Below are 17,812 nucleotides of genomic sequence, written 5' to 3'. Positions count from 1 at the left end.
AAAATTCACACAGACAAAAAAAGGATGACTCAGTATTGAGTCATCCCTGTGTGCCTATTACGTGATGGATAAACCAGCACTTGCATAGCCTGCTACGGTATTCACTAAGGAAAGACCTGTAGCTGATGCCGAGAATACGACAAGTAATCTTGTTTCTGGTGTGACTGGTACATTTAAACCAGTAGCGATGCCGTTTGTAATAGCCCCTAGCGTTAAAATCCCGGTTAACGCTGGAGCCAATGTGACGCTCGCTACTTGAGTGAAGCTGTTATTTGGTGTCGGTGAAGCAAACAGACTAGCAGTTACAGTAATACTCGTGCCAACTAAAGAAAGGGCTGCTGTCGTGCTAAAATAGCCGGCAAATGAAGTAATGGTTCCTGCTCTTGGAACGGAGAATGCCATGTTCAACAATGTGCCTGCTGCTCCGGTTAAATCAATGATTCCGCCTACAATACTGACACCTGTCGCCGAGTTACCGAATCCGACCAAGCTAGATGTTCCAACTAGACCGCCTGCGATTGTGGTTAAAACAGCTGGCGTACCAGATGCAAATGGAATAATCGCACTTGATCCTGTCGCACCTGTGGCTCCTGTTGCACCGGTTGCGCCCGTGGCTCCTGTTCCTGTAGCCCCTGTTGCACCCGTATCTCCTGTTACACCTGTCGCACCTGTGGCGCCTGTAGCCCCTGTTGCACCCGTATCTCCTGTTACACCTGTGGCTCCGGTTACTCCGGTCGCTCCTGTTGGACCTGTATCTCCGGTGACACCGGTTGCTCCCGTGGCGCCTGTCACACCTGCGGCTGCCAATAACGTGTAATCTGGAGACGTATCTGGTGTGCCAGTTGGTGGTGCTGTATTTACGACATAAGTTCCACCTTCATATGTCACCACTTGACCTACTGTATAGGTTGGAGCTGTTGCTGGGTCAAATGCCAAAATACCAGCTAACCCTACTCCGGTTGCCCCGGTATCTCCCGTTGCTCCTGTGGCTCCGGTTACTCCGGTCGCTCCCGTATCTCCCGTTACACCTGTGGCTCCGGTTACTCCAGTCGCTCCCGTATCTCCCGTTGCACCCGTGGCTCCGGTTACTCCGGTCGCTCCCGTATCTCCCGTTGCACCCGTGGCTCCGGTTACTCCGGTCGCTCCCGTATCTCCCGTTGCACCCGTGGCTCCGGTTACTCCGGTCGCTCCCGTATCTCCCGTTGCACCCGTGGCTCCGGTTACTCCGGTCGCTCCCGTATCTCCCGTTGCACCTGTAGCTCCGGTTACTCCAGTCGCTCCCGTATCTCCCGTTACACCTGTGGCTCCGGTTACTCCGGTCGCTCCCGTATCTCCCGTTACACCTGTGGCTCCGGTTACTCCGGTCGCTCCCGTATCTCCCGTTACACCTGTGGCTCCGGTTACTCCAGTCGCTCCCGTATCTCCCGTTGCTCCTGTGGCTCCGGTTACTCCAGTCGCTCCCGTATCTCCCGTTGCACCCGTGGCTCCGGTTACTCCGGTCGCTCCCGTATCTCCCGTTACACCTGTGGCTCCGGTTACTCCGGTCGCTCCTGTATCTCCCGTGGCGCCTGTCACACCTGCGGCTGCCAATAACGTATAATCTGGAGACGTATCTGGTGTGCCAGTTGGTGGCGCTGTATTTACGATATAAGTTCCACCTTCATATGTCACCACTTGACCTACTGGATAGGTTGGAGCTGTTGCTGGGTCAAATGCCAAAATACCAGCTAACCCTACTCCGGTTGCCCCGGTATCTCCCGTTGCTCCTGTGGCTCCGGTTACTCCGGTCGCTCCCGTATCTCCCGTTACTCCTGTGGCTCCGGTTACTCCGGTCGCTCCCGTATCTCCTGTTGCTCCTGTGGCTCCGGTTACTCCGGTCGCTCCCGTATCTCCCGTTACTCCTGTGGCTCCGGTTACTCCGGTCGCTCCCGTATCTCCCGTTGCACCGGTCGCTCCGATTGCTCCTGTCGCTCCTGTATCTCCCGTTGCACCCGTGGCTCCGGTTGCTCCAGTCGCTCCCGTATCTCCCGTTGCACCCGTGGCTCCTGTTCCTGTTGCCCCTGTGGCACCCGTATCTCCTGTGGCTCCGGTCGCTCCAGTAGCACCTGTATCTCCAGTAGCGCCGGTCGCTCCTGTTCCTGTTGCCCCTGTGGCACCCGTATCTCCTGTGGCTCCGGTCGCTCCGGTTGCGCCTGTATCTCCAGTAGCACCGGTCGCTCCTGTTCCTGTTGCTCCCGTGGCACCCGTATCTCCTGTGGCTCCGGTCGCTCCTGTAGCACCTGTATCTCCAGTAGCGCCGGTCGCTCCTGTTCCTGTTGCCCCTGTGGCACCCGTATCTCCTGTGGCTCCGGTCGCTCCGGTTGCGCCTGTATCTCCAGTAGCGCCAGTCGCTCCTGTTCCTGTTGCTCCTGTGGCACCCGTATCTCCTGTGGCTCCGGTCGCTCCAGTTGCGCCTGTATCTCCTGTTGCTCCTGTTCCTGTTGCTCCGGTTGCACCCGTATCTCCTGTCGCACCCGCAGCGGCTAGAAGCGTATAATCTGGTGATGTATCCGGTGTACCCGTTGGTGATGCTGTGTTTGCAAGATACGTTCCACCTTCATATGTCACTACTTGACCCAATGGATATCCTGGTGCCGCTGCCGCATCAAAAGGAACGACTCCAGTTAGACCTACACCAGTGGCTCCTGTTGCACCCGTCGGACCTGGATCTCCGGTGACACCTGTTGGTCCTGTACCTGTTGCGCCCGCAGCTGCTAAAAGCGTATAATCCGGCGATGTATCAGGCGTACCTGTTGGTGGTGCTGAATTTACCACATACGTACTGCCATCATATGTCACCACTTGACCTACTGGATACGCCGGGGCTACCGCTGGATCAAATGCTACAATCCCTGTTAACCCAACGCCTGTTGGGCCTTGTGGACCTGCCGGGCCGGCTGGACCCGCTGGACCCGCCGGACCTGCTGGCCCTCTCCTTCCTCTTCCCCCTGGCGGTCCTTGAATGACACACACACAAGGATCTTTTCCGCAGCATGGATTTTTTACTGGTTTCCTTGGTTTGTCTGATTTACCTTTCTTACAACTATCACATTCCCAGCCATCATCCTTATACGCATCATACCAGCTTCCTTTTTGGTAGTGGTCTGTCGAATGAGTTGGGTATATCTTTCCGCATTGTCTACATTTTCTCATAGAATCACCCCCATCCATCGTATTCATCATGATCGATAAAGGTGTATGTACAATTTTATTTTTATCAAAAAATTTGAAAGGTCTTGCACTCTACGTGCAAGGACCTCTTTCCATCGTTAAAATGTCATCGTCATTTTTAAATCTTTTCCTACCATACTATATTCAATATCCGCTGGACGGATCGCCTTTTTTAGTTTCTTCACACCTTCTCCTTCAAAAAAAGTAGGTGCATCTTTCCCTCCGATTAATAAAGGTGCCATATAGATAACAGCTTCGTTCACAAGGGATGCTTCTAAAAATGACGCACTCACACTACCCCCTGCCTCTACAAGCACTGACATCACAGAGCGCTTCTTCAACAGGTGTAACACATCCTGAAGATCTGTCCGGTGTTCTCCGCTTGTGACAAATACTTGATGACCTTTTTGTATCAACTGTTGATACTTTTGATGATCATAATCTTGTGATGTACAAATTATGGTTTCTGCCCTATGATCTGTTAAGCATTTGGCATGAAGCGGTATCCTTAATGTTGAATCTAAAATGACACGAATGGGCTGATGGTTGAATAAATCCTTTACAATTAAGCCGGCATCATCTTGAATAATCGTTTCCACTCCTGTCAGCACCGCATCTACTTCTTGACGTAAGCGCTGCACTTCTGTTCTCGCTTCTATTCCAGTGATCCATTTGCTTTCTTGATCAGCCGTGGCAATTTTCCCATCTATCGAAATAGCTGATTTTAAAATGACATAAGGAAGGTTTGTTTGCATCAAATGAAAAAAAGGCGCATTTAAACGATCTGCTTCCTGTTTACATATCCCTTGCTCCACTTCAATTCCAGCCTTTTTCAAAAAGGCAATTCCTTTACCTGCAACAACCGGATTCGGATCTTGGGTGGCAATCAACACTTTCTTCACTCCACTTTTGATGATCGCTTCGGTGCAAGGGCCTGTTTTTCCGTGATGTGTACAAGGTTCGAGTGTCACATACATGTCAGCTCCCTTCGCCTTTTCTCCTGCCATTTGCAGCGCATGAATTTCAGCATGAGGCTCGCCCGCCTTCATGTGCGCACCAATCCCAACGATCTCACCGCTCTGAACAATCACTGCACCAACAAGCGGATTGGGTGAGGTTTGTCCTTTCATCGCCTTCGCGTTGGCAATCGCCAGCTTCATATAAAAAACATCGTCTTTCATCTCGGGCTCCTTTCTTCTCTCAAGGGAAAGAACTCCTTCAGAAAATGAAGGAGTTCTATTCTCATGTACTATACTTTCTCAAGCCGTTTCTTTTCAGATCGATCATAGTAAGGCAAGGAATAAAACAGTTTATATGATGCTCGTTGTTTACAAAAACAGCATTTGCGACATTCATATTTATTAATGAGGAGCACATGCGGACAATTGAGTACAGTCAGACCTTTTTTCATATGTTCCTTGCAAACACTTATCATGAGAATCCCCCGCTTACATTCTTTTTCTTAATGAGAGATTACTTCTTTCGGAAATTGTTCAAATAAGCGCAGTACTTCCGTATGTGTGCCATCTTCTCGAATATGATAAATACCACCGTCATATGAGCTTGCATACACATCATTTCCTAGTTGTCTAATGGCACTAATACCATTCTTAGCAATTCGAATCGGACCTGTATTGACATCTAGCTCTGGATTCCATACCACAATATACCCCCAATAGTCTCCGCTCACAATATAGCCAGAGTCTGTCACAGTGATGGATTTAATGGAATATTGATGCTCGTTGTGCTGAATTAAAATTCTGCCTGTATGCAAATCAAACAATCGGACGTTTTTATCACGGCTGACAATGGCAATACGATCTCTTTTGCTATCAATAAATACATCATTTAACAGCTCTGTCGCCCCGATATATTCTGCTGTTAAGGACAAACTCTTTTTATCGAGAAGACAGATGGTTCCTTCAACTGCCGCTGTGATGATATGATCTCCTTCTACCTTTAATGCTTTGACCGCGCAATCATGTGCTTTAGAACGGCCAATTTCCTTTAAGTGTTCTGTCGAAATGACATGCACATAACCGCCATAAGTGCCGATATAAAATTGACGATCCTCCTCATGGAAATACACACTATTGACAGGACCTGTGTTGAGATCAAAAGAGACCATTTGCTGCAATGACTCGTGTACAATATGCACCTGACTCGCATGATCGCCCCATGCATAATAGCTTCCATCCCGTGCAACAGCCACTCCATTTGTGAGAACACCTGTTGATTTTGCGATTTCGATTCCATTCTTTCTGAATTTTCCGTCATCTGATGCAGTGATAATATCACCCGCTTCAGTCAACGCAATATCATTAATAGAAGGTGTCGCCAATTCCTGCTCATCAGAGATCACTTTTCCTTCTTGAATTGACCATTCACAATACGTTTTCCCAAAGCTGGCTCCTAAAATGGCTTGCTCGTCTTCTGTCCAAACAAGCGAGCGCTCCCATTGATATTTATGAGGCAGCAGCGTATCAATTAAATCACCGGTTTCATAATTCCACAGCTTAATTAAATGGTCATAACCCGCTGTAAGCAAGTAGTTACCGCTCGGCGAAAAGTTTACACGTTTCACACCTTGTAAATGAGCTTTAATGATTTTTTTCTCCTGTAATGTAGCGGCATCATAAATGATGACCGTGCCATCGTCTCTACCAAGGGCGAATACTTCTTTTTGATTGCTGCCGCTGATGGTATCCAGCTCATAATCAAACGGGCCAATTTCACCTACAATTTCTCCTGTTTCATAGAGCCATACAAGGACATAGCCATCGTCACCAGTTGTATAAGCTTTATCCTCATGAATCCATACAGCTAATACATCCTTGCTATGTCCATGAAATTCTCTTAAAATGGCTCCCGTTTCAATATCCCAAACTAAGCATCTTCTGTCTCTGGACACCGATACAAGAAGCGTATCCTGCTTTGCAAATGCGACAGCTTCCACGTCATCCGCATGACCATATAGCGTACGAATTCTTGTATGTGTGCTAGTATCATATAATTGAATGGTATAGTCTGACGATGCACTCGCTAAATACGTTCCATTTTCCGAAAGGGATAAAGAGTTGATGATATGCTCGTGACTGCCAATGAATGTTCCTTCTCCCGTGGCACGGTCCCATTTATAAATACAGCGGTCATAGCCACCTGTGTAGACAATTTGGTCATGCTGAGTTGATAAAACGGATGTAATCGGTCCTCTATGCATGGTTTTACACTCCCACCTTTATATGTTGTTTTTGACGAGTAACTACACGAAAACCAGTAAATCGAAAAACAGGGTCTGGGTGTTTCCCGTGTCTTCTTGCGACTCTGCATAAATCTCCGCCTCTTGCGAAGGAGCCACCTTTTAAAATGTAGTAATCACTGCCGAGTGTCTCGGTTAAATCATCTACAACCTCAATTCCGCCTTCATATATGTGATACTTGGTGTTGACCCATTCTTCGACATTGCCACCCATATCATATAGTCCAAATAGAGATCTTCCTTTTTCGTAATGACGGACAGGTGTCGTTTTTTCAATATTTGATTCGTGCGTATTACAGTAAGAGGGATCAAACTCATCTCCCCAAGGATATTGATGTCTCGTATTACCCCTGGCAGCATATTCCCATTCTTCCTCAGTAGGGATCGATACCTCATATCCAAGCTTCCCGCTCAGCCACTGACAAAATGAGAAAGCTTCCTCGATGTCCATGCCCCAAGCTGGATGGTCTTTTCCCCCGCCAAGTTCTAGGTTCGTCAAGCTCTCTGGATAAGGCTTTCCTGTCTCGTCGCAATAGCTTTGATACCATTCATTGGTGACAACCGTATCTGAGATGAAAAATTCGCTCATATACGGCTGATAAGATGGAAATTCTTTGTACAGCCATTTTTGAAATTTTTTCTCACGGCCATAGGCTGGATTCAGAAGTTTGTCCTTCCAAAATTCTGATGCCTTTTTCATATCTTCTTCATTACTTCCAATCGTCGCATAGCCGCTTGGGATTTGAATCCAATTGATATCAGGTTTCACGCTTTTCTCCCGCCTTCTTTAAATAAACTCATCTACTGATTAATTAATTTCTTCTCATCGACCATATGCCCTGATGCTGCTTTTGCCTTTAAATATGCTTCATTATAGAGAGAGGCTTCTACCGTATGATCAAACCGTAAAACCGGAAGACCGTAAGCAGCAATGGAATCGACTTTATCTGGATTATTGGTTAAGAGATGCAATGGTTTCCCTTTGTTTAAATAGTGCAAGACAGCCGCTGCTTCCTCGTAATGCCGATCATCATCTCCGCAGCCGATCAACCTGTTCGCCTCAAATGTATCCAGTTTCATTTCCTGTAATTTATACGTGAAGGCTTTGGCCATTAGCCCAATAGAGCGCCCTTCTTGATTGGCCATATACACAAGCATGCCTTTTCCGTAATCGGTGATTTTTTTTAGCGATGATGCAAGCTGTGGACCGCAATCACATTTCAGTGACCCAAACACATCCCCTGTTTGGCAGACACTATGAATTCGCACAAGCGGCGGCACTTCATTTTCAAAGTCGCCAAAAAGGAGACAAGAGGAAAATGTTTGCTGCTCGGTACTCATTTGTACAATAGACTCAACCGTTGGCGTTGTATCAGCTTCTACAGACGCAAAGGCATACCATGTAAACTGCACTTCTTCATGTTCAATAGAGATCGGCAGGTTCACTGGCCCCACGAGCAAATAGTGTTTTTCTTGAAATGTAAAATGATGAATCATTGATTGTAGTTCAGCTACAAACTTGTTCATTTGTCTCCCCCTATTCATCACTGCACCCCATTGAACTCTCTCAGCGCAGTGATGGCGTGATGAATATGTGTATGCACTCCCTTTGCATCCTGAGCACCGGTTCCAGCTAGAATCATGGCTCAGGAGAAATTTCCTGTCATACTGGCTGAATAGATGTGCGATGCCAATCATCCATCAGTACCTTTCATAAAGACTCTTTTTAGACTGTCACTTGTCCAGTACAAAGGAGCAGAAATCGAGCTTCATACGCTGTATTCTCTGTAAGAGAGCAACACCATTTGATGATTCTTGAATGGAAACTGACATGCTCTTTCTCTAAAAGAATATCTCTGCTAGCTTCGAGCTGCTTTCTCCTTTACTAGAAGCTCTGGTCCTTCAAATGCACGTCATCCGGTTGTACCCTTTGATTGGATGAATAGTCCGTACTTCAATTCAGCTACATTGATTGAAGCATGACACCCGCCTAGGTATGCACCAAGAACCATCACATCAAACATCGCGTTTATCCTCCTTTGCACTAGATTTTGACAGCAATGACATGATGCTGGCTGATCCCAGCCTTCGCTTGTAATGGTGTAATCGAAACGAGCTCAAGTCCTGATGTACAAATCTTTTCTCCAAGCTGAGTATCTGAGAATGAAAAATGGAAGCGTCCATCTTCTCCGATTAAGCCTGTTTTCCACTCTTCTCCCCATACAACAAGGGAAAACACACCACCTTCATGAAGCAGCGAGGAAATCTGCTTTAAGTATCGTTCGTGGTCATCAGGGTGCTGATGGTGAAAGCAGCCATGATCTAAAATCAGATCAAACGTCAGCTCGCGCCCTTGATTCATCGACCAGGACATAAAATCTTGATGATAAAAATGGACAGGAACCTCTTTTCTCTTCTTTAATCCTTGCCATTCCTCATGCTCATAAAGGTCAATGCCGGTATATGCCGACAGTCCTTGTAAATGTTCAAGAGCCCTGCCGTTCCCGCAGCCGATATCCAGCACAGAAGCAAGTGCATCCTTTTCCCTGGAACGCCATGCCTTGAGAGACATCACAGCAGCATCTGTTAATGATGGATCAGTGGACCACATATCTGTTCTTTGCTCATAGTGTTCTTGAAAAGCCATGCGCATTTTCTCTAAATACAACCCGCTGTCTTCATGATACAAAGCCTTTTTCATCACGTGACCTCCTTCAATTCACAATCACCTTTCCTAACAAAGGTGGTTTTCAAGCAAAAAGCCTTATGATAAAATGAAAGATGGATTTTTTAGGAAATCTGTTTTCTGAAAAAGGAGAGAAGCATCCCACATGTCACTCTTCTTTTTCAGCACTCATCTTCACATACAACCACAGCCATTCAACTATTACAGCGCCTCAGTTTGTTATACATTTTCTTCATATGGGTTCACCTCCTTAATAGCGTTTAGAAAGCGTTTTCTTTATGATGATCCTCTGAATACCTTGAACAATATCATTGAGAAATAGGCATAGTAGAAAAACGAATCTACCATTCTAAGCTATCTATCATCCATTTCTTTTTGTCTAATAGATATTTCTTCCGTATCGCTCTGCCTCAGGTCTTAATGCATCATCATTTACCGAATTGATCCTGAAATCCACCTATCAAAAATTTAACAACTACTTCCATAATGACTTGATTAAGCCAAATATATTGTTTTTAGATTATTTTGTCAACAAATTATTTCCTAAACATTAGAATGATTTTCTAATTGAAAATACAGGTATATTTTGTGGTTTTTTGACCTTAAAACACTTATTTCTACACAAAAATACAACTTAAACCAATAGAACTAAGAAATTTATCTACTAAATTACACAAGTTTTTTATTTCATTTTGAAATAAAAATAAAGATATCATAATTATTTCCCGAATGGTTTTTTGTGATATTTTCACTACTTTTTTCATTTTTTTGATGGTATCCTTTGATATTTTTATATTTTCAATTAGACATTTTACTGTTTATCCCAATTTTCCAACCTTTCTTATTATAGTGAAAAAGACAGATGGTAGATTTTAATTATCGCAGCATGAAAAAAAGCCCCTTACAAAAGTAAGAGGCTTTTTACGATGGCGTTTATGCCCAATTTTTCACTTTTTCATGGTCAGTCACAAAGAGAAGAACTTTTCCTTCGTCTAAATGTTCTTCAAATGTCTCAGCTTCTTCTTTTGAGAAACCAATTTCGTGAATCTTATTACGGAGTTCATCTCCCTTTTTGCTAAAGATGTTTCCAACCGCATGCTTGAGTCCAACTTCTTTTGGACCTATCGTATTGGCATCTGCGTTGCTTGCAATACGCTCAGTTCGATCATCGTCATGGGACAGAACATAAATGTCCTCTCTTGCAACACCGAGTTGTTTTAATTGCTCCACATCTCTTTGAAGTGTTTCATCATTTGAATACTCTCTTACAACAGGTTTCATTTATTATTCCTCCTTTAACGTCTTACGAATCTTTTACCCGTCACTTTTGTCATTAAACCTTCCTCCAGCACATCCATTTTACTCTGTGAACTTAATGCGTCTATGGACTTATTTTTGACAAAAAGACTATAAAAATGACTAAATTTTCTGAAAAATTGTATTCATTCCTTGTCATTTGTTGTACAATTCTTATACTGGAGGCTAGAAATGGGGTGGAGCTGATGTATTATTTTTCAGCTGAGCAGCAGTTTAATGCATGGGTTGTCAGTGATTTGGTGAAACAGCTTTTTCAAAAATGGAATCCTGAAGAATCAAAAGCAAAGTCGCTTACTTTGTTTGCTGAACAGCACTTTCACATCTGCATCGATTATCTCTTTTCTATTATTATTAACATTGGAGATATCGAGTCAATCGAACAAGATCCACAAGACCTGTTGTCCTCATATTTAAATATCCTTTTTCCTTTTGTGACGCACGATATGATGAAAGCCTCCATGCAAAATGCAAATGAATATTTATTAAAAGAACGTGATGCGGATGAGTATCAACTGTTTGGTTGTCTCCCGCCGCTCCTTTCTGTCTCTCTTCAAAAAAAGTAGTCCCCTTCTTTTAGATGGTGGCTGCTTTTTTGTATGTGCTTGGAAAAGACCGTATGTTTTGAACGAAAAGAAGCATCATGTTAATGTAAATCTAGGTTGCAAGTGAAAGGGAGGATTTGACATGAGTCAACAAAAACAAATTCAATTAGCAAAACGTCCAAAAGGGTTACCTACTAAAGATGTTTTTCATTTTGAAACAGTTGATATACCAACGCCGCAAGATGGCGAAGTCTTGATTCAAACGAAATATGTGTCTGTAGATCCTTACATGAGAGGACGAATGCAAGATACAAAATCCTATACACCTCCGTTTAAACTCAATGAAGTGATCCAGGGTGGAGTGGTCGGAGAAGTCGTCGAGTCCAAATCTCCTCAATTTGAGAAAGGTGATTTTGTACTTGGATTCCTTGGCTGGCAGGAATATTCTACTGCCAAAGCAGAGTCTCTGACAAAAATTGATCCATCCATTGCGCCGTTATCTTATTATTTAGGGATTTTGGGCATGCCAGGACAAACCGCCTATTTTGGACTTCTTGCGATTGGTCAGCCAAAAGAAGGCGAAACTGTTGTCATTTCTGGAGCCGCAGGTGCCGTTGGTTCTGTTGTCGGACAGATCGCTAAAATCAAAGGTGCCCACGTCGTTGGAATTGCCGGATCTGATGATAAGCTGGCTTATTTAAAAGAACTGGGCTTTGATGAAACCATTAATTATAAAACAACAAATGATTTAGATGACGCCATTGCAAAAGCCTGTCCAAACGGTGTCGATGTGTATTTTGACAATGTGGGCGGCGAAATCTCTGATGCTGTGATGAATCATTTGAACCGTTTTGCACGTATTCCAGTCTGCGGCGCCATTTCTTCTTATAACATTAGTGCAAGCGAAGACATTGGCCCTCGTGTGCAAACAAAACTCATTAAAACAAGTGCATTGATGCAGGGCTTCATTGTTGCCAACTACTCTGATCGTTTTGAAGAGGCGGCAAAAGATCTCGCACAATGGGTAAAAGAAGACAAACTGACTTACAAAGAAACCATTATCGAAGGTTTTGACCATATTCCAGATGCATTCCTTGGACTATTCAAAGGGGAAAATGTCGGAAAACAACTTGTCAAAATTTCATAACACAAAAAGGACCCGCCAAACGGCAGGGTCCTTTTTTTATGCTTGCTTGGGCGCAAGGTGCAGCTGACCTTGCTTATAAACAATTTCCTGAAGCGAAAGATTTAGCTTTTTCGCCATTTTTTTAAGCATTGAATGCTCTTGAGGTGTGACTAGGCTGATAACAGCCCCTTCTTTTCCTGCGCGGCCGGTTCTGCCTGAACGGTGGATATAGCCTTCTTCGTTTGGCAGGTCGGCATGGATCACGTAAGGCAGATCGTCAATATCGATCCCTCTTGCTGCGATATCTGTTGCAAGAAGAAGCGGGAATTCACGCTGTTCAAATTCCTTTAAGATGACAGCACGCTCTGCTTTTTTCGCTTCACTGTGAAGCACGCCAAGGTCGACATGGTGATACGCTAATTTTTCTGCATAAATGCTCAAATTCGTAATATCTCGCACAAAGACGAGTGCCTGCATGTCCTCAAGCCGTGATAGCTTTTGCAGTAATTTCACCTTGTCACGCTGATCACATAACAGGAAATAATGCCCTACCTTCTGCGCTTCTTCTTGGCTTCTGCTAATTCTCAATACCTCTGGTTCAGATGCAATGTCTTTAATCTGTTGAACGGTTTCCTCTTTCAACGTCGCAGAGAAACAAAGAATTTGTCTTTCTTTTAATGTGGATTTAATGATCGCTTGGATCGTTTTCATATGCTCTGGGACAAGAAGCTGGTCTGCCTCGTCTAACACGATCGTTTTCACTTCATGCATTTTCAGTTTCTTGATTTTGATTAACTCTTGTACGCGACCCGGTGTCGCCACCACGATATTCGGGTGTTTTTTTAGCTTTTCCTGCTGCTTCTTGATGTTTGCCCCGCCTATTAAGGAAATAGCTTTGATGTCTGAACCTTGTTTGAACTCTTGCACAACATCAAAAATTTGCATCACAAGCTCTCTTGAAGGTGCCAAGATTAAGACTTGCGGGTGTTTGATACTCACATCAATTTTATTTAAAAGCGGCAGAACATACGCTAGGGTCTTCCCTGTTCCAGTCGGTGATTCTGCGATCACATCGCGTTTTTCCGTAATCCACTCTGCTGTTTGTTCTTGTATCGCTGTTGGCTTCTCAAAGCCAGCCGCTTCAAAGTTCTTTTGAATAAATGGCTTTGCTTCTTTCAAAAATGCCCAATTTTCCGTCATGTTGATCTCCTTTATCCTCATTCAATCTATCCTTAAGTATCTCAAAATCAGCTTTGAAACGCAATTTTTCTTTTGATGCTTTTATCGAGCCGGACAGTTCGATATAATCATGAGAGGCACTAGCCGTTTTGAATCTATTTGAGGTGTAAAAAATGATATTATCTGTTAAAGATTTAAGTCATGGCTTTGGCGACAGAGCCATTTTCCACGAAGTCTCCTTCCGGTTATTAAAAGGCGAGCATGTCGGCTTGATCGGCGCCAACGGTGAAGGAAAGTCAACGTTTATGAATATTATTACTGGCAAGCTTGAGCCAGATGCAGGAAAGGTCGAATGGGCAAAAAATGTCCGTGTCGGCTACCTCGATCAGCATACCGTGCTTGAAAAAGGAAGAACCATTCGTGAAGTCCTTCAAGATGCATTCCATTATTTATTCTCAATGGAAGCCGCAATGAATGACATTTATGAAAAAATGGGTGAAGCAGATCCTGATGAACTGGAAAAGCTTTTAGAAGAAGTAGGCGTCATTCAGGATGCCCTGACGAACAATGATTTTTATATCATTGATTCCAAGGTAGAGGAAATTGCAAGAGGTCTTGGGTTAACAGATCTCGGGCTCGATCGTGATGTGACAGAGCTGAGCGGCGGACAGCGTACAAAAGTACTGCTTGCGAAATTGCTGTTAGAGAAGCCTGAAATTCTTCTTCTTGACGAGCCGACCAACTATTTAGATGAACAGCATATTGAGTGGCTGAAGCGCTATTTGCAGGAATATGAAAATGCATTTATCCTCATTTCACATGATATCCCGTTCCTAAACAGTGTCATTAACTTGATTTATCATGTCGAAAATCAAGAACTCACGCGATACGTTGGTGATTATGATCAATTTAAACAAGTGTACGAAGTGAAAAAGCAGCAGCTAGAAGCAGCGTATAAAAGGCAGCAGCAAGAAGTGGCTGAATTAAAGGATTTCGTCGCGAGAAACAAAGCACGTGTCAGCACTCGAAATATGGCGATGTCTCGTCAGAAGAAACTCGATAAAATGGACATGATTGAATTAGCAGCGGAAAAGCCAAAACCAGAATTCCACTTTAAACCTGCACGTACATCAGGGAAATTGATTTTTGAAACGAAGGATTTAGTCATTGGGTATGACGAACCGCTCTCTCGTCCATTGAATTTAAAAATGGAACGCGGGCAGAAAATTGCATTATACGGTGCCAACGGTATCGGAAAAACGACACTGCTCCGAAGTCTTCTTGGAGAAATCTCCCCCATTTCTGGTGAGGTGGAACGCGGAGAATTCCTGCATATAGGCTACTTTGAACAAGAAGTAAAAGAACAAAACAGCAACACTTGTATCGAAGAGGTGTGGAGCACCTTCCCATCATACACACAATATGAAGTCAGAGCTGCCCTTGCCAAATGCGGTTTAACGACAAAACATATTGAAAGCCGTGTGTCTGTTTTAAGTGGTGGTGAAAAAGCGAAGGTCCGCCTTTGTAAGCTGATCAATGAAGAAACCAACCTACTTGTTCTCGATGAGCCGACAAACCACTTGGATGTCGATGCCAAAGAAGAATTAAAGCGCGCATTAAAAGAATATAAAGGCAGCGTCCTATTGATTTCCCACGAACCTGAATTTTATCAAGATGTGGCCACTGAAACTTGGAATTGTGAATCCTGGACAACCAAAGTATTATAACGACAAAAAAGCCTCATATCTTTTCAAAAGATATGAGGCTTTTTTCTATTAATGACCTGCCTGGATATTCACCAAATGCTTACGGCCAAGAAGCAGGATGACCATTCCTAAGAGAACAACAGCCGCCCCTACATAATAAGGGGTGCTTGCTGTGTAAGTTTCAGCGAGTACTCCCGCAATCCAAGGCGCAATCGCACCACCAATAAATCGTACAGCACTGTATGAAGATGATGCAATTGAACGCTCAACAGGAGCTGATCCCATCACAGCCGTCGTAAGCACCGTATTGATCATGCCGAGGATTCCCCCTGCAATGACAATACCGCAAATGACCACGACCACATGTGATGTCCATATTCCAATGCCGAATAAAATCACAGCAAACGATGCAAAGAGAACAACAAGAGCTGTTAATGTACCCAATTTGCGATGAATGACCGGCGCTGAGAAGACAGATGTCACAGCCAAAAATAATCCCCATCCAAAAAAGACATAGCCAAGACCATGCTCATCAAGATGAAGCACAAATGGCGAATAAGCTAGAAGAACAAAGAATCCAAAGTTATATAAGAAAGCAGCAGATGCCATCGTTAAAAGCCCCTTATATTTCAAGGCTCCAACAGCTTCAAATAACTTCACCTTTTTCTGCGGCTTTTGCATAGGTGGAAGCATAAAGGTAATGGCTAAAAGAGCAACGAGCATTAACACTGCCACACCAAAGAATGGCCCGCGCCAAGAGATCGTTCCAAGCTCACCGCCAAGGAGCGGCCCAACCGAAATCCCAAGACCTAGTGCAGCCTCGTATAAAATAATGGCCTTCGCACTTCCTCCAACAGACACGCCGACAATGACAGAGAGAGCCGTTGAAATGAATAAGGCATTCCCAATGCCCCATCCCCCTCTAAAGCCGATTAATTCATTAATCGTTGAAGAGGTACCCCCTAAAGCAGAAAAGACAATAATAAAAATAAGTCCGATTAATAACGTCCATTTCGCACCAATCCGACTAGAAATAAAACCGGTAAAAAACATCACAAAGCCGGTGACAAGCAAATAGCTCGTAAATAAAAGAGACACCTGACTTGGAGATGCATGTAATTGTGATGCAATGGCTGGCAAAATCGGGTCTACAAGCCCTATGCCCATAAATGAAATCACACATGCAAAGGCAACGGCCCAGACGGCTTTTGGCTGCCTAAGCAGACTTGTACGCTGTTTCAACACTTCTTCTTCCTTCATTCCATCAGAACCTTTCCTACAGTTGTTTAACAAAATAAAATAAACACGCTGAGGTGTTTATTTTTGTAATTGCTCAATGGCATGAGCCGCTCTTTCTTTCATCATTTCAAGATCCTTTTTAAAGGATTGAATCGTTTCTAGCTTTTTTGTAATCAATTGATGCTGCACAGTCAGCTGCGCATCAATATCTAACAGTTTCTCTAATCGTTCCTTCGGGTCAAGTGACAGCAAGTAGCCTTCTTTATTCAGCTCAAGCTGTTTTCCTATTTCCATAAACGACTGAAGCTCTTGTAAAGAAAAGCCAAGCACTTCTTTGGCCTGCATCACTTTCTCCAGTTCTTCCATGTCATCCTCTGAGTAAAGTCTGACACCGCCCTCTGTCCGCTTTGGTGCTGATAATAAACCAATCTCTTCATAGAAACGAATCGTCCGTTTCGTCAGACCGCTTCTTTTCGCCACTTGATCAATTTTCATCCATTCCATCGCCAGTGCCTCCTGCTCATCAATTCATGTTTTATTATACACCTTTGTTACCTTAACGTAAACGTTAATGTTTGATGACTTGATTTCTATTGTGGTTTGATGCAGAATAAATAGGAACCATTACGTTTTAAAGGAGGTACCCTATGCGTTCATTTCCATCCAAAAAAGAACGACACGCACAATTCGGTTCTGTCCCGCCAAGCGCTAGATCAAAACCTTGTCAAAAAGAGGACATGATAGACATCCAACAAACCGAACAAGACTATTATTTTGATCTGGAACAGGTCGGAATTTGCCGTGTGTCGTACCCTGTACATATTTTGTCTAAAACGGCTCCACAGCACCAAACCTCTTCCGCTAATTTTACGCTGAGTACATATTTGCCAGCTCATCAAAAAGGCATTCATATGAGCCGTCTCACCGAGCAGCTTCACTCCTTTTATGAGAGCGGAAAGCCGGTTGATGTGGATTCCTTAAAAGAATTGACCGCACAGCTTGCCAAGCATATGAATCAGCCATCTGCCTCGATTCAAGTTTCCTTTCCGTGGTACATGGAAAAAAAGAGTCCCATCAGCGGAAAGTCCGGTTTGATGCATGCAGACGTGCAATACGACATCCACTTTCATGAAGAAAACGGATGGATTTGTCATATTGGCTGCACTGCTCAAGTGACAACGCTATGTCCTTGTTCAAAAGAAATCAGTGAATACGGCGCACATAATCAGCGCGGTACTGTATCTATTCAGGTAGAGCTGTTTGAACAAGGTCAACTCCCTGATGACATGAAAGCAGATCTACTGCAGATCATCGAGTCTAATGCGAGTGCGCCCCTTTACCCTGTACTCAAAAGACCAGATGAAAAACACGTGACAGAAGAGGCCTATGAAAATCCACGTTTTGTAGAGGATGTTGCGAGATTAATTGCGGCAGAGTTGTACGAACAAAACTGGATTAAAGGCTTTCAAATTGAGTGTCGAAATGAAGAATCCATTCATCAGCACGATGCTTATGCCAAATGTTCTTATCAAAAAAAACTGTAGAATG

The 17,812-nt window shown here is 44.0% G+C and carries 14 protein-coding genes; 4 read left to right on the top strand and 10 right to left on the bottom strand.

Going from position 1 to position 17,812, the window contains the following annotated elements:
* Window positions 1-57: 57 nt before the first annotated feature.
* The 7 genes from NST24_RS03800 to NST24_RS03770 form a co-directional block, all read right to left on the bottom strand.
* Entirely contained in the window at window positions 58-3,192 is a 3,135-nt protein-coding gene (locus NST24_RS03800) for an exosporium glycoprotein BclB-related protein (protein ID WP_342462350.1), read from the bottom strand.
* A 116-nt stretch (window positions 3,193-3,308) separates the two neighbouring features.
* Window positions 3,309-4,391, bottom strand: a complete 1,083-nt coding sequence (gene ribD / locus NST24_RS03795) for a bifunctional diaminohydroxyphosphoribosylaminopyrimidine deaminase/5-amino-6-(5-phosphoribosylamino)uracil reductase RibD (protein ID WP_342462349.1) — start codon at window positions 4,389-4,391, stop codon at window positions 3,309-3,311.
* A 281-nt stretch (window positions 4,392-4,672) separates the two neighbouring features.
* Window positions 4,673-6,430, bottom strand: coding sequence for a WD40 repeat domain-containing protein (locus NST24_RS03790; RefSeq protein WP_342462348.1), 1,758 nt, complete (start codon window positions 6,428-6,430; stop codon window positions 4,673-4,675).
* Window positions 6,431-6,434: 4 nt separating this feature from the next.
* The gene (locus tag NST24_RS03785; RefSeq protein ID WP_024718589.1) at window positions 6,435-7,238 is read right to left on the bottom strand and encodes an SUMF1/EgtB/PvdO family nonheme iron enzyme; all 804 of its coding nucleotides are present in this window, start codon (window positions 7,236-7,238) and stop codon (window positions 6,435-6,437) included.
* A 32-nt stretch (window positions 7,239-7,270) separates the two neighbouring features.
* Entirely contained in the window at window positions 7,271-7,996 is a 726-nt protein-coding gene (locus NST24_RS03780) for a GTP cyclohydrolase II (protein ID WP_017360404.1), read from the bottom strand.
* A 517-nt stretch (window positions 7,997-8,513) separates the two neighbouring features.
* The gene (locus NST24_RS03775) at window positions 8,514-9,170 is read right to left on the bottom strand and encodes a methyltransferase domain-containing protein (RefSeq protein ID WP_008343184.1); all 657 of its coding nucleotides are present in this window, start codon (window positions 9,168-9,170) and stop codon (window positions 8,514-8,516) included.
* Window positions 9,171-10,088: 918 nt separating this feature from the next.
* On the bottom strand, window positions 10,089-10,436 hold the full coding sequence (locus NST24_RS03770) for a general stress protein (RefSeq protein ID WP_007496775.1): 348 nt from the start codon (window positions 10,434-10,436) through the stop codon (window positions 10,089-10,091).
* Between the two features lie 221 nt (window positions 10,437-10,657).
* Here NST24_RS03770 and NST24_RS03765 point away from each other — a divergent pair, with 221 nt between their 5' ends.
* Window positions 10,658-11,035 (top strand): YfmB family protein, encoded by a 378-nt coding sequence (locus NST24_RS03765; protein WP_173407840.1) that lies wholly within the window; start codon window positions 10,658-10,660, stop codon window positions 11,033-11,035.
* A 121-nt stretch (window positions 11,036-11,156) separates the two neighbouring features.
* A complete protein-coding gene (locus tag NST24_RS03760; protein ID WP_024718590.1) occupies window positions 11,157-12,161 on the top strand; it encodes an NADP-dependent oxidoreductase in 1,005 nt (334 codons plus the stop codon).
* A 36-nt stretch (window positions 12,162-12,197) separates the two neighbouring features.
* On the opposite strand, the gene NST24_RS03755 is transcribed toward NST24_RS03760, so the two are convergent.
* Window positions 12,198-13,340, bottom strand: coding sequence for a DEAD/DEAH box helicase (locus NST24_RS03755; protein WP_178896590.1), 1,143 nt, complete (start codon window positions 13,338-13,340; stop codon window positions 12,198-12,200).
* Between the two features lie 152 nt (window positions 13,341-13,492).
* Between NST24_RS03755 and NST24_RS03750 the strand changes: the two genes are divergently transcribed.
* Window positions 13,493-15,046 carry an ABC-F family ATP-binding cassette domain-containing protein gene (locus NST24_RS03750; RefSeq protein ID WP_008343192.1) on the top strand — a complete coding sequence of 518 codons (1,554 nt, stop codon included), beginning with the start codon at window positions 13,493-13,495 and terminating at the stop codon, window positions 15,044-15,046.
* Between the two features lie 48 nt (window positions 15,047-15,094).
* Here the strand turns inward: NST24_RS03750 and NST24_RS03745 are convergent, their stop codons facing one another.
* Together NST24_RS03745 and NST24_RS03740 are read right to left on the bottom strand one after the other, a co-directional pair.
* Window positions 15,095-16,285 (bottom strand): MFS transporter, encoded by a 1,191-nt coding sequence (locus tag NST24_RS03745; protein ID WP_342462347.1) that lies wholly within the window; start codon window positions 16,283-16,285, stop codon window positions 15,095-15,097.
* Window positions 16,286-16,342: 57 nt separating this feature from the next.
* Window positions 16,343-16,768, bottom strand: coding sequence for a MerR family transcriptional regulator (locus tag NST24_RS03740; protein ID WP_017366797.1), 426 nt, complete (start codon window positions 16,766-16,768; stop codon window positions 16,343-16,345).
* 143 nt (window positions 16,769-16,911) lie between these two features.
* On the opposite strand from NST24_RS03740, the gene folE2 reads away from it, so the two are divergent.
* The gene (gene folE2 / locus NST24_RS03735) at window positions 16,912-17,808 is read left to right on the top strand and encodes a GTP cyclohydrolase FolE2 (protein ID WP_342462346.1); all 897 of its coding nucleotides are present in this window, start codon (window positions 16,912-16,914) and stop codon (window positions 17,806-17,808) included.
* Window positions 17,809-17,812: the final 4 nt, after the last annotated feature.

The sequence above is a fragment of the Bacillus sp. FSL R5-0286 genome, assembly GCF_038593245.1.
GTDB classification, from domain to species: Bacteria; Bacillota; Bacilli; order Bacillales; family Bacillaceae; genus Bacillus; species Bacillus altitudinis.
Note: the sequence above shows the minus strand (reverse complement) of the source record. Positions and strands in the feature narration are given on the sequence as shown.